Raw genomic sequence first — 19,483 nt, forward strand, 5'->3', positions numbered from 1 at the left:
GCAGAGTGGTCCTTGTCGCCATGGCCACATGTCGACTCTGCGTGTCAGGGGCCTGACAGCGCGTGCCATCCTGGCAGCGCACGGATCGATCTGCGGGGGGGACGTCGGCACAGATGCTGAGCTCTGCCCTGCCCGCACGCGCGCTCGTCGAGGCGCTGCCCGACACCGTCGTCGTCGCCGACGGGGAGGGGCGGATCGCCTACGTCAACGCGGCGGTCGCCACCCTCCTCGGGCACAGCCCGGCGAGCCTGATGGGCCGATCCCTGACCGTGCTCATGCCCGAGCGCTTCCGCGGCTCCCACGGCTCGGGGTTCCGGCGCTTCCGACTCACCGGCGAGGGCGAGCTGGTGGGCGCGACGACCCAGGTCCCCGCCCTGCATGCCAGTGGCCGGGAGATCCCGATCGACCTGACCCTCGCGCGACTGGAACCGGCCGCCGGGTCAGATCCCGACAGCGCGGTGGTCGTCGCGGTCCTGCGTGACGCCAGCACCACCATCCTGCTCGAGCGGCAGCTGCAGGTCAGCCGGTACCTGACGGCCACGCTGCGAGTCACCGCGGCCCTCACCGAGGCGGCGGACTCCGACGTGGCCTTCGAGCAGCTCCTGCCGACCCTCTGCACCGAGCTGGACTGGGACGCCGCCACGCTCTGGCAGCCCGAGAGCAGCGGCGGTCACCTGGTCCACTCGCGCACCTGGGAGGCCCCCGGCGCAGCCATCCCGGCGCTCGTGGCCGACTCGGCCACGCGGACCTTCGTGCGCGGTCAGGGGCTGCCGGGCCTGGCGTGGCAGCACCGGGCCCCCGTGGTGGTCGAGGACCTCTGGGACGACGCCCGTTTCCTGCGGGCCGACGCCGCACGAGCCGATGCCGTGCGCACCGGTGCGGCATTCCCCGTCATGCACGGGGACACCCTGCTGGCCGTCTGCGAGCTCTTCTCCCGGGAGCAGCGGGACGTCCCGGTGGAACTCCTCGCCGTCCTGGCGCACGCCGGACGGCAGATCGGCCAGTTCCTGGCACGGCTGGAGGCGGAGTCCGAGGTCCGGGACCTCGCCGACACCCTGCAGCGGAGCCTGCTCCCCTCGCACCTGCCCACGATCCCGGGTGTCCAGGTGGCCGCCCGGTACCGGCCCGGCGGAGGGTCGGCGCTGGTGGGTGGGGACACCTACGACGTCATGCCGCTGCCGGACGGACGGTGGATGGTGCTGATCGCTGACGTCTGCGGCACCGGCGCCGAGGCCGCGGCGGTCACCGCGCTGACCCGGCACACGGCGCGGGCGGCGGCCGCCGCCGGGAACCCGGGCGACATGCTGAGCGCGGTCAACACCGCCCTGCTGCACGAGCAGGGCCGCGGCCCGCTGCGCTTCGTCACGGCCTGCTGCCTCGTCCTCGAGCCGACGGCCGCGGGGCACCGGGTGCACCTCGCCGTCGCCGGTCACCCGTTGCCCCTGCTGCGCTCGGCCGACGGCGCGGTGACCGAGGTGGGGGCACCGGGGCGGCCGCTCGGCGTCGACGCAGACGTGCAGTTCGAGACGACGTCCGTCGACCTGACGTCAGGCGCGACGCTGCTGCTCTACACCGACGGCGTCACCGAGGCGCGGGACGCCGCCGGTTCCCAGTTCGGGGAGGAGGGCCTGGCACGGCTGCTCTCCGGCCGGGACTGCGCGGATGCCGAGAAGGCCGTGACCGCGGTGAAGGCCGCGGTCGAGGCCCAGGTGGCCGGCTCACGGTACGAGGCGGACGACATGGCACTGCTGGCGCTCACCGTCCCGGCCTGAGTCGACCGGCCCGCTCCGTGTCGGCGTGGGCCGCGCCCACCTGCCGCCGGCCCCGCTCAGGAGGACGACGTCGGTCCACCGACGGGCGAGCCACCCCCGCGGTCCGGTTACCGTGGCCGCGTGGCGCGGGTGGCGGTGGTGGGCGCCGGACTCGGCGGTCTGGCCGCGGCCGCACGACTGGCCGCACAGGGGCACGCGGTCACCGTGCTCGAGCGGTCCCAGGAGATCGGCGGCAAGCTCGGCCGGCTCACCGTGGACGGGCACACCTTCGACACCGGCCCGAGCCTGGTCACGCTCCCGCAGGTCTACCGCGACCTGTTCGCGGCCACCGGCGCTCCCCTGGAGAACTCGGTGGACCTCGTGCGGGTGGACCCGGCCGTGGCGTACCGGTTCGCCGACGGCACGCACCTGGCCTTCCCGGGTGAGCCCGGCGCCGTGCCCGCCGCGCTGGACGCCGCGCTCGGTGCCGGAGCCGGCGAGCAGTGGTCGGCGCTCATGGCCCGCGCGCAGCACATGTGGCGGATCAGCGAGAGGCCCTTCCTGCGCACCCCGCTCGCCGGTGCCGCCACGCTGGCCCGGCTCGCCCGCCGCCCGGCGGACGTCGCCACCATCGCGCCGTGGCAGTCGCTGCGGGGGCTCGGCGAGGCCTACCTCCGGCATCCGCACCTGCGGACCCTGCTCGACCGGTACGCCACCTACTCCGGCTCCGATCCGCGCCGCGCTCCGGCGGTGCTCGCCACGGTCGCGCACGCCGAGCAGGCGTTCGGCTCCTGGTACGTGCGCGGCGGCCTGCACCGGCTCGCGCTCGCGGTCGCCGAGCGTGCCGTCGAGCGGGGTGCCCTCCTCCGCACCGGCTGCGCGGTGCGGAGGGTCGTCGTCGCCGGTGGCCGGGCGGCGGGCGTGGAACTGGCCGACGGCGAGGTGGTCGCGGCCGACGTCGTCGTCTCGAACGTGGACGCCGCGGCGCTCTACGCGGACCTGGTGCCGGCCCGGGCGACGGCGGCGCCCCGTCGGGCCCTGGCGCGGGCGACGCCGTCCCTGTCCGGCTTCGTGCTGCTGCTGGGGCTCCGCGGCCGCACCCCCGACCTGGCGCACCACACGGTGCGCTTCCCGGCCGACTACGACGCCGAGTTCGACGCGGTCTTCGGCACCGGCCGGCACGCCGGGCACCCGCGGCCGGTGGCGGACCCGACCGTCTACGTCAGCGCGCCGGACGACCCGGCACTGCGGCCCGACGAGGACAGCGAGTCGTGGTTCGTGCTGGTCAACGCGCCGCGGCACGAGCCCGGGCGCGGTGTCGACTGGGACGAACCCGGCCTGGCCGAGCGGTACGCCGACCGGGTGCTGCAGGTGATGGCCGACCGCGGACTCGACGTGCGCGACCGGGTGCGCGTGCGGGTGACGCGCACCCCGGCCGACCTCGAACGGGACACCGGCAGCGTCGGCGGCTCGATCTACGGAACGTCGAGCAACGGGGCGCGGGCGGCCTTCCTCCGTCCGGCCAACGCCTCCCCCGTCCCCGGCCTGTTCCTGGTCGGCGGATCGGCGCACCCCGGCGGCGGGCTGCCCCTGGTGACGCTGTCCGCGGAGATCGTCGCCGGGCTGGTGGGCCCCGCCTGACCGCGCCTGGGGCGCGAGTCCGTGCGAAGGTCGACAGGGTGCGCACCGACCCCCCGTCCTGCGGCGCCGAGCAGCTGCAGCTGACCTCCTTCCTCGACTACCAGCGCGAGACGCTGCTCCGGAAGGCCGAAGGCCTCACCGACGAACAGCTGGCGCAGCCGCTGCCGCCGTCCACGCTGACCTTGGGCGGCCTGCTCAACCACCTCGCCTACGTCGAGGACACCTGGTTCCGCGTCCGGTTCGCCGGGCTCTCCGACGACCCGCTGTGGGGCGCCGTCGACTGGGCGGCGGATCCCGACTTCGACTTCCGCACCGCGGGAGACGTGCCCGGCGACGAGCTGCGCCGGCGCTACGCGGAGGCCTGCGCGCGCAGCCGCCAGGTCGTCGCCCGGACCGACACCCTCGACCAGCGCTCGGCACAGGCGCGCGCCAACGGGCGGTACTTCGACCTGCGCTGGGTGCTGCTGCACATGATCGAGGAGACCGCCCGGCACGCCGGCCACGCCGATCTGCTGCGCGAGGCGGTCGACGGGACCGTGGGCGACTGATCCCCGCCGACCGACCGGCTCAGCCGCGGGCCGCGCCGTAGCCGAGCAGCGCGGCCAGGCCGAGCGCGCTGCGCGGCTGGTAGGCCGCCCGCCACAGGCCGCCGTGCGCCGCCTCGTGCGCCTCGTCCTGCCACGGGTGGTCGTGGAGCGGTCCGCCGCCGGTGTGCAGGTCGTGCACCAGCAGTGCGGCCATGAGCACGTTGGAGGTGGCCGGCTCGAAGATCTCGACGCCGAACCGGTGGGCACCGGCGTAGGCAGCGGCGAGCGCGCGGTTCTTCACCACCGACCGGGTGCGCGTCGGCGGGGCGACGTTCATCGACACGGTGGTCCCGGCCGCGCGCGCCGTCGTCGCCCGCCACCGCTGCAGCCGCTTGGCCAGGGCGTAGTTGGGCCCCTGTTGCGCGACCAGGCTGTCGGCGATACCCGGGTCGGTACCGGGCACGTAGGCGCGCTGGAGCAGCCGGCCGCCCGACACGGTGCGCAACGGACGTCCGAGCAGCTTCGCCCCGCGGGAACGGGCGGCGTACGCGCGCACGGACTGCGCCACGGCATCGGCAGGGACGGCGAAGACGTCGGTCGGGGTGGCCAGGAAGGCCAGCGCCAGCTCGGGCCGGGCCGCGGCCAGCCGCACGGTGAGGGCGTCGACCGCCGCGGACACCCGCACGTTGGTCGCCCCGTCGGCGTAGACGTAGTTGCCCAGCACCGGCCGACCGGCCAGGGTCGCGGCCCACTCGGCCACCGCCGGCACCTCGGTGATCAGATCCGCTCCGGCGCGGGCCGGTTCCGGGTCGGCCGACGGGTCGTCGAAGGGCACGAGCAGGGTGCCCGCGCTCCCGCGCGCGGTGTCGAGCACGCGCTCCCACAGCGGTGCGCGGGGCAGGTCGACACCGGCGACCCGGGCGCCCCAGCGCAGCAGCGCGGTCAGCGGACCCATCTCGGCCCCGGCGCCCAGGACGACGACGGTGCTGTCCGGCACCGCGAGCCACTCGGGGTTCGCCGCCACGGTGCGCACCGCCTCGGCGCACGAGGGCTCGACCACACCGGCGGTCACCCAGTCGTCCAGGTGCCGGAGCAGCGCGTCGCCCCGCAGCCGCCGGCCGTGGAAGGGCAGCGAGAGCTCGCGTTCGGGCTCCGCGGTGCCCCGGACCTCGACCGTGTGCAGCGCGCGGCCGGCGGGCGCCCCGGCGAGCTCGTCGAGACCGGCCTCGCCGTCCGGGCCGGCGACGCGCATGCGCCGGTGCAGCGAGTCCAGTCCCGCCCCGGCGATGGTGCGGGCGGCCTCCCCGGAGGGCAGCCCGGCCTCCACCAGGCGGCGGAAGTGGGTCAGGTAACCCCCGCGCCAGTTGGTCTCCCGCTCGGCGGCCAGGGCTCCGGCGGCATCCACGGGACGCAGCGCGTCGGCGGTCACCGCCCGGCCCAGCGCCGCGGTGCTCCGCCGGCCGTCCGGGCCCGCCGGGAACACGACGCCCCGCTCGTCCTCGCTCATCGCTCCGCTCCCATCGGTCCAGCCTCTCCCGGCGCACCGGCCTCCAGCCACCGCAGCAGCGTGCGGGTGCCGAACCCCGTTCCGCCCTTCACCGTCTCGCCGTCGTCGGAGCCGGCGCGTGCCGGTCCCGCGATGTCCAGGTGCGCCCACGGCAGCTCCCCGGCGAAGAATCGCAGGAACAGCGCGGCCGTCGTGCCGCCGGGGTTGCCCGGTGAGTTGTTCGCGTCGGCGACGCTGCTGTCCAGCAGGTCGCGGTACTGCTCGTCCAGCGGCAGCCGCCACAGCGGCTCCCCGACCACCGCGGCAGCGGTGGCCAACGCCTCGGCGAGCCCGTCGGTGGTCGCGTACAGCCCGGCGGTCCGGGTGCCCAGCGCCTGCTTCATCGCGCCGGTCAGCGTGGCGACGTCGACCAGGGCGGTGGCTCCCAGCTCGAGCCTCGCGTAGGCCAGTGCGTCGGCCAGGACCAGCCGCCCCTCCGCGTCGGTGGTGCGCACCTCGGTGGTGCGCCCGCCGACGTGCCGCACGACGTCGGCCGGGCGGTAGGCAGCACCGGAGAGGGCGTTCTCGGCGGCCGGGACCACCGCGGTCACCGCGACCGGCAGCTCGAGGCGAGCGGCGGCGTCGACGGCTGCGAGCACGGCGGCCGCACCGGCCATGTCGGTGTGCATGTGGCGCAGACCGGCGTTCGTCTTGATCGAGATGCCGCCGGTGTCGAAGGTGATCCCCTTGCCGACCAGGACGGGGTGCGCCGGTCCGGCCGACGGCGGGCGGTAGGTGGCGACGACGACCCGCGGCGGGGACGCCGAGCCACCGCCCACCGCGAGGACCCCACCGAAGCCGCCGGCCCGCAGCTCCGCGGGTCCGAGCACGGTCACCGAGACGTGCGGGAGCGAGCCCAGCCGGGTCCGCACCTGCTCGGCGAGCCACTCCGGGTCCGCGACGTTCGGTGGCGTGTTCACCAGGTCGCGCGCCCACGCCACCGCCCGGGCGGTCACCTCACCGGCGGCGGCTGCCCGCGTCATCCCCGGCGTGCCCACCACGACGGCCACCTCGGCCAGCCGCCGCGGTGCCCGCGCGGACGAGCCGTGGAACCGGTAGCCGGCCAGCACGGCGGCCTCCACGGCGGCGCGCACCTCCTCGGCACCCGCCGGGCCCGCCGCACCGTCCAGCGGCAGGACCAGCCGGGTGGCGCCGTGCTCGGCCAACGTCTGGGCCCGCCGCACGCAGATGGCCACGTAGCGGCGCAGCTCCGGCACCGTGCCGGCGCCCGTCCCGACGGCGACCACGCTGCGCGGGCGCCGTCCGGCGACGGGGATGTTCGTGATGGTGCCCGCCGCACCTCGGTTCCCCGTGTCGGCCAGCGCGCCGGTGAGCAGTTCCGGGCTGACGGCCGGCGCCGGCCCGGTCAGCCAGGCAGGCAGCGCCCCGCCCTCCCCCACCGGCACGGCCAGCAGGTCGTCGGTGCCGAGGACGGGCAGGTCGGTCAGGAGCTCGATGCGGGGGAACGGCGCGGCCCCGGCAACCGGCTGTGCGCCGGCGGCCGGGGCCGTGTCGTCCTGCGCTGCACTGCCCGGGGGCAGGTCGGCGGAGGTGGTCAGCTGGTCGCGCCCTTGAGCGCCTCCGACAGCGCCGCCGCCTCGTCGGGCGACAACTCGACGACGAGACGACCGCCTCCCTCGAGCGGCACGCGCATGACCAGGCCGCGGCCTTCCTTGGTCACCTCGAGGGGACCTTCACCCGTGCGCGGCTTCATGGCCGCCATGCGTGCCTCCTTCGCCGGCCACACCGCTCCCCGCCGGGGCGGGGGGTGGGGTGGCGTCCGTCGCTGCTGGAACTCCGACGCCAATGATCCCGTATGGGGCTCCGTCGTCCAACACGAGGGCCCTTCAGGGTGACGCGCGGAAGCAGTCGGCGACGTGGTCGTCCACCATCCCGGTCGCCTGCATGAGCGCGTAGGCGGTCGTCGGGCCCACGAACACGAACCCTCGGCGCTTCAGTTCCCTGGCCATCGCCACCGACTCGGGGCTGGTCGCGGGGACGTCCGCCATCGTGGCCGGCCGGGGCCGTGGACCCGTCGGCGCGAAGGACCACAGCAGCGCCGAGAGCCCCTCCGGCTGCTGCTGCGCGGTCCGGGCGTTGCGGACGGCGGCGGCGATCTTCGCGCGGTTGCGCACGATGCCCGCGTCGGCCATCAGCCGTTCCTCATCCTCGGGGCCGAACTCCGCCACGGCGTCGATCGAGAAACCGGCGAAGGCGGTGCGGAACGCCGGCCGCTTGCGCAGGATCGTGATCCAGGCCAGCCCGGACTGGAACGCCTCGAGGCACATGCGCTCGAACAGGGCGTCGTCGCCGTGCAGCGGCGTCCCCCACTCCTCGTCGTGGTAGGCGACGTACTCGGGGGACGACCCGGCCCAGGCGCAGCGCTGCACGTCGGCGACCGTAGTCCCGGGCACCGACAGGTCAGCGGGCAGCGGCGTCGAGCGCCTCGGTGCCGGGGGCGGACGGAGCGGCCGCGTTGCGCCGTGTCGCCAGCACGCAGCCGGCCAGCACCAGCGGCAGGCCGAGCGCGATGCCCAGGGTGAACGGCTCGTCGAGGAGCAGGACGCCGAGCAGCACCGCGACCGCCGGGTTGACGAACGTGATGACCAGGGCGCGCTGCGGACCGACCTCGCGGATCAGCGCGAAGAACAGCCCGAGCGCCAGCGCGGTGCACACCACCCCCAGGGCGGCCAGGGAGAGCAGCGCCTGCCCCGACGCGTCGACGGCGTCGCCCAGTTGCGGCAGCGCGAAGGGCGCGTAGACGACGGTGGTCACCGCCAGCGCGACGGCCGCGGCGGCCACCCCGGGCACCTCGGGCAACCGGCGGCTCACGACCAGCGGCGCGGTCGCGTAGCCGACCGTCACCAGCGCGACCGCGACCACCGGGAGCAGCTGCGCCCCGGTCAGGTCCAGCCCGAGCAGCGCGGCGATGCCGACGACGCCGACTCCCATGCCGGCCATCCGCACGCGGGTGAGCCGTTCCTCCTCACCGGCCAGGCGGCCCGCCAGCGCGGCGACGAAGGGCACCGCGGCCACCAGCAGTCCGGTCAGCGAGCTGGACAGCGACTGCTCGGCGTAGGAGAGCAGCAGCCACGGCACGGTCATCTCCAGCGCGGCGAACACCAGCAGCCAGCGCCATGCGCGCAGCGCCGGTGCCAGACCTCCGCGGCCGATGGTCCAGGGCAGCAGCAGCGCCGCGCCGATCGCGCAGCGCACGAAGACCACGACGACCGGCGCCACCTCGTCGACGGCCACCTTGATCAGCAAGTACGGGACGCCCCAGATGACCGACATGGCCAGGAACAGCGCCCACCCACGGCGGCTCACCGGCCAGCGGCTCCCCCGGACCGGGCCGCGACGGCCGCGAAGCGGCGCAGCGAACGGCGCACGCCCCACCGCACGAACGGCCGGACGGCGTACCAGCCCGGCGTGAGGACGACCCCGAACCAGCCCCAGGGCAGGTAGAAGCGCTCGGTCCACACGAACGTGGCGTGCTTCCCGCGGGGCTCGATCTCGAAGATGCCCGGACCGCGGATGACCCGGCCGGTGTGCTGCACCTCGACCAGCCGCGGCGGGTCCCACTTCGTGATCACCATGGTGTCCAGCAGCCCGAGGTGCCGGCCGCCGGGCAGGGGCACGCCGGTGCGCGCCGCGAGCCGCCCACCGACGCCCTGCGCCGGTCCGCCGACCGTCTCCACGTCGGTGGCGACCATCCACTCGCCCTGCCCGACCCAGTCGGTGAGCACTTCCCAGACCCGCTCGGGCGATGCCTCGACGTCGATCCGCTCGACCAGCTCAGGCATGGGGGTGCTCCTCGTCGTCGTCCGCGGGTGGTGTCAGCCCGCTCTTCAGGTGGTCGGGAGGCGTCGGATGCAGCCGTCTGGTCAGCGCGGCGATCTCGGCGTCTCGCTCGTCGAGCGTCCGGGCGAACTGGTCGAGCAGCCAGTCCACCTCGGTCATCCGGTAGCCCCGCAGGGTCACCGTCATCCTCAGCGCCCGCACGTCGTCACCCGTCACCGGCCGGGCGCTCGGCAGCTCCACCGGTGAGCGGTCGAGGTCGGCCGGGGGCTGGGTCTCGCCGCGCCCCAGCAGCAGCGAGGCGCCGAGGAAGAGCAGGGCGGCGACGACCAGGACACCGACGAGGAAGAGGAGCAGGTCGAACACGTCAGGCGTCGGAGGGGCCGACCGGGGCCTGCATGCTGCCGTCGTCCCCGCGTGCCCGGCCGGCGTCGGAGGCCTGGATCGCGGCGACCACCTCGGCGACGTCGTCGGTGACGGTGAGCAGCTCCAGGTCGGCGGGGCTGATCGTGCCGGTGGCCGCCATGGTCGTGCGGATCCAGTCGAGGAGCCCCGACCAGTACTCGGTGCCGAACAGGATGACGGGGAACCGGGTGACCTTGCGGGTCTGCACCAGGGTCAGCGCCTCGAACAGCTCGTCGAGGGTGCCGAAGCCGCCGGGGAGGATCACGAAGGCCTGCGCGTACTTCACGAACATCGTCTTGCGGACGAAGAAGTAGCGGAAGGTGATGCCGAGATCGACCCACTCGTTGAGCTCCTGCTCGAACGGCAGCTCGATGCCGAGCCCGACCGAGAGCCCCCCGGCCTCGCAGGCCCCCCGGTTGGCCGCCTCCATCGCGCCCGGGCCACCGCCCGTGACGACCGCGTACCCGGCCTGCGCCAGCGCCGCGCCGATGGCCACCCCTGCCGCGTAGTGCGGGTGGTCGGCCGGCGTGCGCGCACTGCCGAACACGCTGACCGCGCGCGGCAGCTCCGCGAGCAGCCCGAAGCCCTCGACGAACTCGCTCTGGATGCGCAGCACGCGCCACGGGTCCGTGTGCAGCCAGTCGGTCTGGCCACGGCGGTCGAGCAGCCGCTGGTCCGTCGTCGTCCCGGCCGTCCTCGGGTCCGGCTCGCTGCCGCGCAGCATGACCGGGCCGCGGTGCCGGGCCGGCCGCCTCGGCCGCGCGCCCGGCTCGGTCGCCGGCCTGCCGGGGTCCTGCGGGCCGGGTGCGTCCTGCGGGCTGGGCGGGACGGTCATGCGGGGCTCCCGGACAGGTAGGCGACCAGCGCGTCCTCGGCCGGCTGCAGCCGGTCGATCAGGACGTGCTCCTCGCGGGTGTGGGCGAGCGTCGGGTCGCCGGGCCCGTAGTTCAGGGCAGGGATGCCGAAGGCGGCGAAGCGGGCGACGTCGGTCCAGCCCAGCTTGGCCCTCGGCGGCCGGCCGACGGCGGCGACGAACGCGGCCGCGGCCGGCTCCGAGAGCCCCGGCAGGGCGCCGCCGGAGTGGTCGACGATCTCCAGCGTCGCGCCGGCCTCGACGGCGTGCGCGAACACCTCGCGGACGTGCGCCTCGGCGGCGTCCTCGTCCCGGTCGGGTGCGTAGCGAAAGTTGACCAGCAGGGCGGCCTCGTCCGGGATCACGTTGCCCGCAACCCCGCCCGAGATGCCGACGGCGTTGAGCCCCTCGCGGTAGGTGCAGCCGTCGATCTCGACCTCGCGGGCCTCGTAGGCGGCCAGCGTGGCCAGCGGCCCGGCCAGCCCGTGGATCGCGTTGCGCCCGAGCCAGCTCCGTGCGCTGTGCGCGCGGTGCCCCGGCGTCGTCAGCCGTGCCCGCAGCGTGCCCTGGCAGCCGCCCTCGATCTCGCCGGCGGTGGGCTCCAGCAGGATCGCGAGGTCCCCGTACAGCCAGCCCCGGCGCTCGCGGGCGACCCGGCCGAGGCCGTTCTTGACCGCCTCGACCTCTTCGTTGTCGTAGAAGACGAACGTCAGGTCGTGCGCGGGTTCGGCGCCCGGGACGCCGAAGAGCCCGGCGAGCCGCAGCATCACCGCGTCACCGGACTTCATGTCGCTGGTGCCGCAGCCGTACAGCCGGTCGCCCTCGATGCGGCTGGGGACGTTGTCGGCGATCGGCACGGTGTCCAGGTGGCCGGCCAGCACCACGCGCGTCGGGCGGCCGAGATTGGTGCGCGCCAGGACGGCGTCGCCCACCCGCTCCACCTCCAGGCCGCCGAGGGCGCGCAGCGCCGTCTCGACGAGGTCGGCCAGCGGCTTCTCGTCCCCGGAGACCGACGGGACGTCGACCAGCGCACGGGTCAGCGTGAGGACGTCGGCGGAGAGGTCGAGCGGAGGGAGGTCACTCACGACGCCGAGCCTAGGGCCAGGCTCCACCGTCGGCCCCGCCCGGAGGCCCGTGCCGAGCGTGCGAGGCATGAGAGGGGCGGGGTCCTTGAGCGGTAGCGTCCTACCCGTGACTGCCGCGACCGTCTCCGCTTCCGCCGCCGGCCTCGCCACCGTGACGCCTTCGGGCACGGTGCTCGACACCTGGTACCCCGAACCTCGCCTCGGCGCGCCCGCGGGCGCGAAGCCCGGCACCACCCGGATCGGCGCGCTCGACCTGTCCGGCGAGCTGGGGCCCGACTACGGCGGCCTGGTGCGCAGCGACGAGGCGCGCGGGGTGGAGATCATCGCCGTCCGCACCGTCATCCCCGACCTCGCCACCCCGCCGGTGGACACCTACGACGTGTGGCTGCGACTGCACCTGCTCTCGCACCGGCTGATCAGGCCGAACAGTGCCGACCTGACCGGCGCCTTCGGCCTGCTCACCAACGTGGCCTGGACCAGCGCCGGACCGGTCGAGGCCGCGACGTTCAACGCGCACCGGCTGCGCGCCGCCGTCGGCCACGTCACCGTCTTCGGCGTGGACAAGTTCCCGCGGATGGTCGACTACGTCATCCCCTCGGGCGTCCGGATCGCCGACGCCGACCGCGTGCGCCTCGGAGCCCACCTGGCCGAGGGGACGACGGTCATGCACGAGGGCTTCGTCAACTTCAACGCCGGCACGCTCGGCGCCTCGATGGTGGAGGGCCGGATCAGCCAGGGCGTCGTCGTGGGCGCCGACAGCGACATCGGCGGCGGCTCCTCGATCATGGGCACGCTGTCCGGTGGCGGGACAGAGGTCATCTCGATCGGCACCGGCTGCCTGCTGGGCGCGAACGCCGGCATCGGTATCTCGCTCGGGAACGACTGCATCGTCGAGGCCGGCTGCTACGTCACCGGCGGCTCGCGGATCACGCTGCCCGACGGCTCGGTGGTCAAGGCGCGCGAGCTGTCCGGCCGCGACGGTCTGCTGTTCCGACGCAACAGCGTCAGCGGCGCACTGGAGGTGGTCCTCCGCCAGGGCCGCACGTGGGGCTCGCTGAACGCCGAGCTGCACGCGAACTGACGCAGCAGCGGCGGCTTCCGGCCCGGCACGGGTCACAGGTGGCGGTCCAGGGAGTCCACAGCTTCGCGACCTAGGGTCGGTCGCGATGGCCCCTTCCACGTCGACCGCGATGCGGGCAGCCGCGCCTGCCCGGCGTCGTCCCGCCCGACGGCCGTCGACGCGGGGGCGCCGCGGGGGCGGCCGTCGGGGCCGCAAGGACAACTGGTGGCCCGTCGCGATCGTCGCCGCTCTGGTGCTGCTCGGCGTCGCCTGGGCGCGCTCGGCCGACGACGTCCCCGCCGAGGGCAGCTGCACCGTCGACGGCGGCACGGTGACGGTGAGCGCGGAGCAGGCGCGGCACGCGACCACGATCGCGCGCGTGGCCCGCGACCGCGGGCTGCCCGAGCGCGCGGTCGTCATCGCGCTGGCCACCGCCCAGCAGGAGTCCGGTCTGCGGAACCTCGACTACGGCGACCGGGACTCCCTGGGGCTGTTCCAGCAGCGACCCTCGCAGGGCTGGGGCTCGCCCGCGCAGGTGCGGGACCCCGTCTACGCCGCCGGGAAGTTCTACGACGGGCTCGTCGAGGTCCCGGGCTGGGAGACGGGGCGGCTGACCGAGGTGGCGCAGACGGTGCAGCGCAGCGGCTTCCCCGAGGCGTACCAGAAGCACGAGGCCATGGCCCAGGAGCTGGCCACCGCCCTCACCGACAACGCCCTCGCCTGCACCTGATCCGATCAGGCGCCGGCGATGGGGCGCCCCACGGTCAGCGACTCCTGGAGCTGCCGATCCAGCGACCGGTAGGCCGCATCGGGCTCCGTCCCGGTGGCGTCCAGCACGGTGCTGAAGAAGCACCGCGCCGCCGCGGCCAGGACGACGTCGAGCACCTCGTCCTCGGTGAGGCCGAGGCCCCGCAGCTCGGCCAGGTCCTGCTCGCTCATCTCCACCGCTCCCCCGGCGACCTTCTCAGCCAGCCGGACGACGGCGGCGTCGACCGGGTCGAGGTCGCCGGGGGCGCCGCGGGTCAGCGCTCGTACTTCCGGCGCACCGTCGAACTGCTCGACCAGGACCTTCCCGTGCGCCAGGCAGCAGTAGCTCGACCCGAGCCGCCGGGCCGCCGCCAGCGTGGCCAGCTCGTAGCGGCGGGGGTCCATGGACGCCTTGACGGCGGCGTTGAGCCCGCGCCAGGCCTCGAGGACGGCGGGGCGCCGGGCGAACGTCCTGGTGTAGTTCGCGACGTACCCCAGGGCTGCCCGGTCGCGGTCGAACGCAGCGGCAACCTCCGCCGACGAGCTCTCGTCGGCGTCTGAGATCCAGCTCATGGCGGGACGGTAGGCCCGCGCCCCGTCACGCGGAAGGAGTGCCGCCGCGGTCACCGCCCGACGTAGGCCGCCAGGTGCTGCCCGGTCAGCGTGGACCGGTCGGCCACCAGATCGGCCGGCGTGCCCTCGAAGACCACCCGGCCACCGTCGCGCCCGGCGCCCGGCCCGAGGTCGATGATCCAGTCGGCGTGCGCCATGACCGCCTGGTGGTGCTCGATGACGATGACCGACCGGCCGGAGTCGACGAGACGGTCGAGGAGACCCAGCAGGTTCTCGACGTCGGCCAGGTGCAGACCGGTGGTCGGCTCGTCCAGGACGTAGACGCTGCCCTTCTCCGCCATCTGGGTGGCCAGCTTCAGCCGCTGCCGCTCGCCGCCGGAGAGCGTCGTCAGCGGCTGGCCGAGGCTCAGGTAGCCCAGCCCGACGTCGGCCAGCCGGTCGAGGATCGTGTGCGCGGCCGGCACCTTGGCCTCACCGGCGGCGAAGAACTGCTCGGCCTCGGCGACCGACATCGCGAGCACCTCGGCGATGTTCCGGCCGCCGAGCGTGTACTCGAGCACCGAGGCCTGGAACCGCCGGCCCTCGCACTCCTCGCACGGGGACTCGACAGTGGCCATGACGCCCAGGTCGATGAAGATGACCCCGGCGCCGTTGCAGGTCGGGCAGGCGCCCTCGGAGTTCGAGCTGAACAGGGCGGGCTTCACGCCGTTGGCCTTGGCGAACGCCTTGCGGATCGGCTCCAGCAGCCCGGTGTACGTCGCCGGGTTGCTCCGCCGGGAGCCCTTGATCGCGCCCTGGTCGACCACCACCACGCCCTCGCGGCCGGCGATCGAGCCGGTGACCAGCGAGCTCTTGCCGGAGCCGGCCACGCCCGTGAGGACGCACAGGACGCCGAGCGGGACATCGACGTCGACGTCCTGCAGGTTGTGCGTCGACGCGCCGCGCACCTCCAGGACCCCGGAGGCCGACCGCACCTCGTCCTTCACCGACGCCCGGTAGCCGAAGTGCCGGCCGGTGACGGTGTCGCTGGTCCGCAACTCCTCCACGGTGCCCTCGAAGCAGACGACGCCGCCCCCTGTCCCCGCACCGGGCCCCAGGTCCACGACGTGGTCGGCGATGGCGATGGTCTCGGGCTTGTGCTCGACCACGAGCACGGTGTTGCCCTTGTCCCGCAGTTGCAGCAGCAGCCCGTTCATCCGCTCGATGTCGTGCGGGTGCAGGCCGACGGTCGGCTCGTCGAAGACGTAGGTGACGTCGGTGAGCGAGGACCCGAGGTGCCGGATCATCTTGGTCCGCTGCGCCTCACCGCCGGACAGCGTGCCCGCTGACCGGTCGAGCGACAGGTAGCCCAGCCCGATCTCGGTGAACGAGTCCAGCAGGTGCTGCAGCCCGGTGAGCAGCGGGGCCACGGACGGCTGCTCGAGCTTCCGCACCCACGCGGCGAGGTCGCTGATCTGCATCTCGCACAGGTCGGCGATGTTCTTGCCCTTGATGCGGGACGACCGGGCCTCCGGGGTGAGCCGGGTGCCCTCGCACTCCGGGCAGGTCTGGAAGGTGATCACCCGCTCGACGAAGCGGCGGACGTGCGGCTGCAGGGCGTCGATGTCCTTGGAGAGCATCGTCTTCTGGACCTTCGGGATCACGCCCTCGTAGGTCAGGTTGATGCCTTCCACCTTGATCTTGGTGGGCTCCTCGTAGAGGAGGGTGTTCAGCTCCTTCTTCGTGTACTTCGCGATCGGCTTGTCCAGGTCCAGGCCGATGCCCTGGAAGAGCCGGCCGTACCAGCCGTCCATGCTGTAGCCCGGGACGGTGAGCGCGCCCTCGGCCAGCGACTTGCTGTCGTCGTAGAGCGCGGTGAGGTCGAAGTCGGAGACGGAGCCCATGCCCTCGCACCGCGGGCACATGCCGCCGAGGTAGACCGCGTCGCGCACCACGGCCTTCTCGACCCGGCCGCCGGCCTTCTCGGTGCTCATCACCCCGCTCGCCTTGCGCGTCGGCACGTTGAACGAGAACGCGGTGGGCGGCCCGATGTGCGGCGTCCCGAGCCGGCTGAACAGGATGCGCAGCATGGCGTTGGCATCGGTGGCGGTGCCGACGGTGGAGCGCGGGTTGGCCCCCATCCGCTCCTGGTCGACGATGATCGCCGTCGTCAGGCCCTCCAGCAGGTCGACCTCGGGCCGGGTGAGCGACGGCATGAAGCCCTGCAGGAAGGCGCTGTAGGTCTCGTTGATCAGCCGCTGGGACTCCGCGGCGATGGTCGCGAAGACCAGCGAGCTCTTCCCCGAACCCGAGACGCCGGTGAACACGGTGAGCCGCCGCTTGGGCAGCTCGACGCTGACGTCCTTGAGGTTGTTCACCCGCGCACCCAGCACACGGATGACGTCGTGGCTGTCGGCGGCGTGCCTCGCGGTGGCCTCGGTCGTCGCGCTCATGGGTCGGTGCCTCCATCCGTCGGGACCGGCCGCGCGGCAGCGACCGTCCGGAGTTCTACCAGGGGTGTCCGACAGGGATGACCGGTCGAGGACCGACTTCTCAGCTGCGCTGCTGGATCCGGACGGTGTTGCCGGCCGGGTCGCGGAAGGCGCAGTCACGGACGCCGTAGGGCTGGTCGGCCGGCTCCTGCATGACCTCGGCCCCGCTGGCGACCATCCGCTCGAACACCCCGGCGAGGTCCCCGGTGGCCAGGATCAGGGAGGCGTAGGTGCCCTTGGCCATCATCTCGGCGATGGTCCGCCGCTCGTCGTCGGTGATGCCGGGGTCGGCCGCTGGCGGGTGCAGGACGAGGGTCGTCGCAGCCGGGTCGCCGGCCGGGCCCAGGGTGAGCCAGCGCATGCCCTCGTAGCCGACGTCGTTGCGGAGCTCGAAGCCAAGCGCGTCGCGGTAGAAGGCCAGGGAGGCGTCGGGGTCGGTGTGCGGCAGGAACGCGTGGTGGATGGTGAGGTCCATGCCGGTCACGCTAGGGACGGGTGCCCGACCGCTGCTTCTCGATTCCTGACCGATCCGTGACCCTGACCGGCCGGGTGACCTGCTTGGCGACGCACGCCGGCAGGCCGGCCGTCCCACCGGCCCGCTGCCGGTAGACGCTGGGCGGCATGCCCACCAACTCGGTGAAGCGGGTGCTGAACGTGCCCAGCGACGAGCAGCCCACGGCGAAGCAGACCTCGGTGACGGTCAGGTCGCCGCGGCGCAGCAGCGTCATGGCCCGCTCGATGCGGCGGGTCATCAGGTAGGCGTAGGGCGACTCGCCGTAGGCCGCCCGGAACTCGCGGCTGAGGTGCCCGGCCGACATGTGCGCCCCCCGGGCCAGCGCCTCGACGTCCAGCGGCTGCGCGTACTCCCGGTCGATGCGGTCCTTCACCCGGCGCAGGCGGGCGAGATCGCGCAGGCGCTGCTCCGCGACCGGTTCGCTGCCCACCGGTCGGATGCTGCCACGGCGGGCAAACGTGGTGAACCGCCCCGCTCCCCCGACCGAGGGAGGAGCGCTCAATCCGGCGTGCGGGCGAGCCGACACCGTGGCATGACGATCGCGCCCTCCACCCCTCCCGGTCCGGCGGTCACCCCGGGTCCCGACGACGCCGCGGTCTCCGACGTGACCGTCCTGCTGCCGACCCGCGAGGACCTCCTCGCCCGGCTCGACGAGACGCTGCCCACCGCCCGCCGCTGGCCGAGCACCCTGCTGATCGTGGGTCTGCTGCGCCGCGACGACGGCTGGCCGACCCCCGCCACGACGCTGGCCTCGACCACGATGCTGCTCGCCCGCTCGCTGCGCGGTGACGACTGGCTCGGGTCCGCGGGCGCAGCCGAGTTCGCCATCGTGCTCGCCGGTGACGAGAGCGCCGCCGAGGTCGCTGCCCGGCGGCTGACGACCGCCGTCGCCGCGCTCGGCATCCCCGGCCTGTCCGCGGCCGCGGGCATCGCCTCGCTGCGTACCGGTCTGACGCCGCACGAGGTCTTCCGGCGCGCCACGCTCAGCCTCACCGCCGCCCGGCGGACCGGGCCGACGACGGTGATCCGCTACCGCGAGCCGGTCTAGCCGGCCAGGCGCTCCACGGCGGCGTCGATGCGCTCGTCGGTCGCGGTGAGCGCCATGCGGACGTGCCGCGCCCCGGCGGGCCCGTAGAAGCTGCCAGGGGCGGCGACGACCCCGAGCCCCGCCAGCCAGTCGATCGTCGCCCAGCAGTCCTCGTCGCGGGTGACCCAGAGGTACAGGCCGGCCTCGGAGTGGTCGATCCGCAGCCCCGCGGCGCGCACCGCCGCGGCCAGCCGGTCACGGCGGGCGCGGTAGCGCTCGCGCTGCGCGTCGACGTGCGCGTCGTCGCCCAGGGCCGCGGTGATCGCGGCCTGCACAGGCGTGGGCACGAGCAGCCCGAGGTGCCGGCGGACCTCCCACACGCGGCGCACCAGCGCCGGGTCACCGGACAGCAGGCCGCCGCGGTACCCCGCGGCACTGGACTGCTTGGAGAGCGAGTGGACCGCGAGCAGCCCGGTGTGGTCGTCCCCGGCGACCGCGGGGTGCAGGATCGACCGCGGCTCGACCTCCCAGCCCAGCGTCACGTAGCACTCGTCGGCCGCGACGGGCACGCCGTGCGCCCGGCCCCACTCGACCCACGCGCGCAGCTCGTCGTCGCCCAGGACCCGGCCGTGCGGGTTGCCCGGGGAGTTCAGCCAGACCAGGACGACGCCGTCGGCGTCCTCCGGGGGGACGTCGGTACGCAGGACGGTCAGCCCGGCGACCACCGCGCCCACCTCGTACGTGGGGTAGGCGACCGAGGGGATCAGGACCGTGCCTCCGGCGGGCAGCCCCAGCAGCGTCGGCAGCAGCGCGACCAGCTCCTTGGAGCCGACCGTGGGGATCACCGAGGGGACGGCCGCGAGCGGGTCGGCGAGCGTGACGCCCAGCCGCCGCTGCAGCCAGCCGGCGGCCGCCGTGCGCAGCACTGCGGTGCCCAACGCGGTCGGGTAGCCCGGCGCGTTGCCTGCCGCGGCCAGCGCCTCGCCGAGCAGCGCCGGGGTGTCGTCGACCGGGGTGCCGATCGAGAGATCGACGACCCCGTCAGGGTGCTGCGCGGCCCGCAGCCGGGCCGGCTCCAGCGAGTCCCACGGGAAGTCCGGCAGGACGCGCCCCGGGCCGGGGACCTGGGCGGTCAGTGCCCTTCGCCCTGGGGCGGGAGAGCCGCGACCAGCGGGTGGTCCTTGTTGATCTTCCCGGTCTTGGCGGCGCCCCCGGGGCTGCCCAGGTCGGAGAAGAACTCCACGTTGGCGTTGTAGAAGTCCTTCCACTTGTCCGGGACGTCGTCCTCGTAGTAGATGGCCTCGACCGGGCAGACCGGCTCGCACGCACCGCAGTCGACGCACTCGTCGGGGTGGATGTAGAGCATCCGGTCGCCCTCGTAGATGCAGTCCACCGGGCACTCGTCGATGCACGCCTTGTCGAGGACGTCGACGCAGGCCTGTGTGATGACGTAGGTCACGGTGGTTCCTCCCGAGGGACGGTGCG

21 protein-coding genes are annotated in these 19,483 nt (G+C 74.5%); 6 read left to right on the forward strand and 15 right to left on the reverse strand.

Translation table 11 applies throughout. From position 1 onward, the window contains the following. The first annotated feature begins 113 nt into the window (after positions 1-113). The 3 genes from BLS70_RS04905 (at position 114) to BLS70_RS04915 (ending at position 3,940) form a co-directional block, all read left to right on the forward strand. Positions 114-1,772, forward strand: coding sequence for a SpoIIE family protein phosphatase (locus BLS70_RS04905; protein ID WP_091764527.1), 1,659 nt, complete (start codon positions 114-116; stop codon positions 1,770-1,772). 120 nt (positions 1,773-1,892) lie between these two features. Continuing rightward, positions 1,893-3,392 (forward strand): phytoene desaturase family protein, encoded by a 1,500-nt coding sequence (locus BLS70_RS04910; protein WP_091764528.1) that lies wholly within the window; start codon positions 1,893-1,895, stop codon positions 3,390-3,392. 38 nt (positions 3,393-3,430) lie between these two features. Then, positions 3,431-3,940 (forward strand): DinB family protein, encoded by a 510-nt coding sequence (locus tag BLS70_RS04915; protein ID WP_091764529.1) that lies wholly within the window; start codon positions 3,431-3,433, stop codon positions 3,938-3,940. Positions 3,941-3,959: 19 nt separating this feature from the next. Here BLS70_RS04915 and BLS70_RS04920 read toward each other — a convergent pair whose 3' ends face one another. The 9 genes from BLS70_RS04920 to dapE form a co-directional block, all read right to left on the reverse strand. Continuing rightward, positions 3,960-5,426 carry a hypothetical protein gene (locus tag BLS70_RS04920; protein ID WP_091764530.1) on the reverse strand — a complete coding sequence of 489 codons (1,467 nt, stop codon included), beginning with the start codon at positions 5,424-5,426 and terminating at the stop codon, positions 3,960-3,962. Next, positions 5,423-6,871 carry a leucyl aminopeptidase family protein gene (locus BLS70_RS04925; protein ID WP_091764531.1) on the reverse strand — a complete coding sequence of 483 codons (1,449 nt, stop codon included), beginning with the start codon at positions 6,869-6,871 and terminating at the stop codon, positions 5,423-5,425. Before BLS70_RS04925 ends, BLS70_RS04920 begins: the two co-directional genes overlap by 4 nt. A gap of 149 nt (positions 6,872-7,020) precedes the next feature. After that, the gene (locus BLS70_RS04930) at positions 7,021-7,188 is read right to left on the reverse strand and encodes a DUF3117 domain-containing protein (RefSeq protein ID WP_012947303.1); all 168 of its coding nucleotides are present in this window, start codon (positions 7,186-7,188) and stop codon (positions 7,021-7,023) included. Between the two features lie 124 nt (positions 7,189-7,312). Then, entirely contained in the window at positions 7,313-7,855 is a 543-nt protein-coding gene (locus BLS70_RS04935) for a DNA-3-methyladenine glycosylase I (protein ID WP_304457094.1), read from the reverse strand. 31 nt (positions 7,856-7,886) lie between these two features. After that, the gene (locus BLS70_RS04940; RefSeq protein ID WP_091764533.1) at positions 7,887-8,792 is read right to left on the reverse strand and encodes a DMT family transporter; all 906 of its coding nucleotides are present in this window, start codon (positions 8,790-8,792) and stop codon (positions 7,887-7,889) included. After that, the gene (locus BLS70_RS04945) at positions 8,789-9,268 is read right to left on the reverse strand and encodes an SRPBCC family protein (protein WP_091764534.1); all 480 of its coding nucleotides are present in this window, start codon (positions 9,266-9,268) and stop codon (positions 8,789-8,791) included. The genes BLS70_RS04940 and BLS70_RS04945 overlap by 4 nt, the downstream gene beginning before the upstream one ends. Then, positions 9,261-9,629 carry a DivIVA domain-containing protein gene (locus BLS70_RS04950; RefSeq protein ID WP_091764535.1) on the reverse strand — a complete coding sequence of 123 codons (369 nt, stop codon included), beginning with the start codon at positions 9,627-9,629 and terminating at the stop codon, positions 9,261-9,263. Before BLS70_RS04950 ends, BLS70_RS04945 begins: the two co-directional genes overlap by 8 nt. Before the next feature lies 1 nt (position 9,630). Next, positions 9,631-10,503, reverse strand: a complete 873-nt coding sequence (locus BLS70_RS04955; protein ID WP_091764536.1) for an LOG family protein — start codon at positions 10,501-10,503, stop codon at positions 9,631-9,633. Next, the gene (gene dapE, locus BLS70_RS04960) at positions 10,500-11,606 is read right to left on the reverse strand and encodes a succinyl-diaminopimelate desuccinylase (RefSeq protein ID WP_218122284.1); all 1,107 of its coding nucleotides are present in this window, start codon (positions 11,604-11,606) and stop codon (positions 10,500-10,502) included. Before dapE ends, BLS70_RS04955 begins: the two co-directional genes overlap by 4 nt. A 106-nt stretch (positions 11,607-11,712) precedes the next feature. On the opposite strand from dapE, the gene dapD reads away from it, so the two are divergent. Both dapD and BLS70_RS20705 read left to right on the forward strand, forming a co-directional pair. Beyond that, positions 11,713-12,687 (forward strand): 2,3,4,5-tetrahydropyridine-2,6-dicarboxylate N-succinyltransferase, encoded by a 975-nt coding sequence (gene dapD, locus BLS70_RS04965; protein WP_218122285.1) that lies wholly within the window; start codon positions 11,713-11,715, stop codon positions 12,685-12,687. A gap of 85 nt (positions 12,688-12,772) precedes the next feature. After that, a complete protein-coding gene (locus BLS70_RS20705) occupies positions 12,773-13,396 on the forward strand; it encodes a hypothetical protein (RefSeq protein WP_176946293.1) in 624 nt (207 codons plus the stop codon). A gap of 5 nt (positions 13,397-13,401) precedes the next feature. Here the strand turns inward: BLS70_RS20705 and BLS70_RS04975 are convergent, their stop codons facing one another. The 4 genes from BLS70_RS04975 to BLS70_RS04990 all read right to left on the reverse strand — a co-directional run bounded on the left by BLS70_RS04975 (position 13,402) and on the right by BLS70_RS04990 (position 17,401). After that, complete coding sequence (locus BLS70_RS04975; protein WP_218122286.1) at positions 13,402-13,986, reverse strand: carboxymuconolactone decarboxylase family protein; 585 nt, start codon at positions 13,984-13,986, stop codon at positions 13,402-13,404. Positions 13,987-14,036: 50 nt separating this feature from the next. Beyond that, positions 14,037-16,418, reverse strand: a complete 2,382-nt coding sequence (locus BLS70_RS04980) for an ATP-binding cassette domain-containing protein (RefSeq protein WP_091764539.1) — start codon at positions 16,416-16,418, stop codon at positions 14,037-14,039. Positions 16,419-16,518: 100 nt separating this feature from the next. After that, positions 16,519-16,932, reverse strand: a complete 414-nt coding sequence (locus BLS70_RS04985; RefSeq protein WP_091764850.1) for a VOC family protein — start codon at positions 16,930-16,932, stop codon at positions 16,519-16,521. A gap of 10 nt (positions 16,933-16,942) precedes the next feature. Next, the gene (locus BLS70_RS04990) at positions 16,943-17,401 is read right to left on the reverse strand and encodes a helix-turn-helix transcriptional regulator (RefSeq protein ID WP_218122287.1); all 459 of its coding nucleotides are present in this window, start codon (positions 17,399-17,401) and stop codon (positions 16,943-16,945) included. A 102-nt stretch (positions 17,402-17,503) separates the two neighbouring features. Here BLS70_RS04990 and BLS70_RS04995 point away from each other — a divergent pair, with 102 nt between their 5' ends. Further along, positions 17,504-18,019, forward strand: a complete 516-nt coding sequence (locus BLS70_RS04995; RefSeq protein ID WP_091764540.1) for a GGDEF domain-containing protein — start codon at positions 17,504-17,506, stop codon at positions 18,017-18,019. Here BLS70_RS04995 and dapC read toward each other — a convergent pair. Together dapC and fdxA are read right to left on the reverse strand one after the other, a co-directional pair. After that, the gene (dapC, locus tag BLS70_RS05000) at positions 18,016-19,134 is read right to left on the reverse strand and encodes a succinyldiaminopimelate transaminase (RefSeq protein WP_218122307.1); all 1,119 of its coding nucleotides are present in this window, start codon (positions 19,132-19,134) and stop codon (positions 18,016-18,018) included. The two genes, BLS70_RS04995 and dapC, sit on opposite strands and share 4 nt — an antisense overlap. Next, complete coding sequence (gene fdxA, locus BLS70_RS21015) at positions 19,131-19,457, reverse strand: ferredoxin (protein WP_091764542.1); 327 nt, start codon at positions 19,455-19,457, stop codon at positions 19,131-19,133. The genes dapC and fdxA overlap by 4 nt, the downstream gene beginning before the upstream one ends. Positions 19,458-19,483: the final 26 nt, after the last annotated feature.

Source organism: Blastococcus aurantiacus, from assembly GCF_900102425.1.
GTDB lineage: Bacteria > Actinomycetota > Actinomycetes > Mycobacteriales > Geodermatophilaceae > Blastococcus > Blastococcus aurantiacus.

Coding starts and splice junctions, on each gene's coding strand:
- BLS70_RS04905 (WP_091764527.1), top strand. CDS start 114: ATGCTGAGCTCTGCCCTGCCCGCACGCGCGCTCGTCGAGGCGCTGCCC.
- BLS70_RS04920 (WP_091764530.1), bottom strand. CDS start 5,426: ATGAGCGAGGACGAGCGGGGCGTCGTGTTCCCGGCGGGCCCGGACGGC.
- BLS70_RS04930 (WP_012947303.1), bottom strand. CDS start 7,188: ATGGCGGCCATGAAGCCGCGCACGGGTGAAGGTCCCCTCGAGGTGACC.
- BLS70_RS04945 (WP_091764534.1), bottom strand. CDS start 9,268: ATGCCTGAGCTGGTCGAGCGGATCGACGTCGAGGCATCGCCCGAGCGG.
- BLS70_RS04955 (WP_091764536.1), bottom strand. CDS start 10,503: ATGACCGTCCCGCCCAGCCCGCAGGACGCACCCGGCCCGCAGGACCCC.
- BLS70_RS20705 (WP_176946293.1), top strand. CDS start 12,773: ATGGCCCCTTCCACGTCGACCGCGATGCGGGCAGCCGCGCCTGCCCGG.
- BLS70_RS04975 (WP_218122286.1), bottom strand. CDS start 13,986: ATGAGCTGGATCTCAGACGCCGACGAGAGCTCGTCGGCGGAGGTTGCC.
- BLS70_RS04980 (WP_091764539.1), bottom strand. CDS start 16,418: ATGAGCGCGACGACCGAGGCCACCGCGAGGCACGCCGCCGACAGCCAC.
- BLS70_RS04985 (WP_091764850.1), bottom strand. CDS start 16,932: ATGGACCTCACCATCCACCACGCGTTCCTGCCGCACACCGACCCCGAC.
- BLS70_RS04995 (WP_091764540.1), top strand. CDS start 17,504: ATGACGATCGCGCCCTCCACCCCTCCCGGTCCGGCGGTCACCCCGGGT.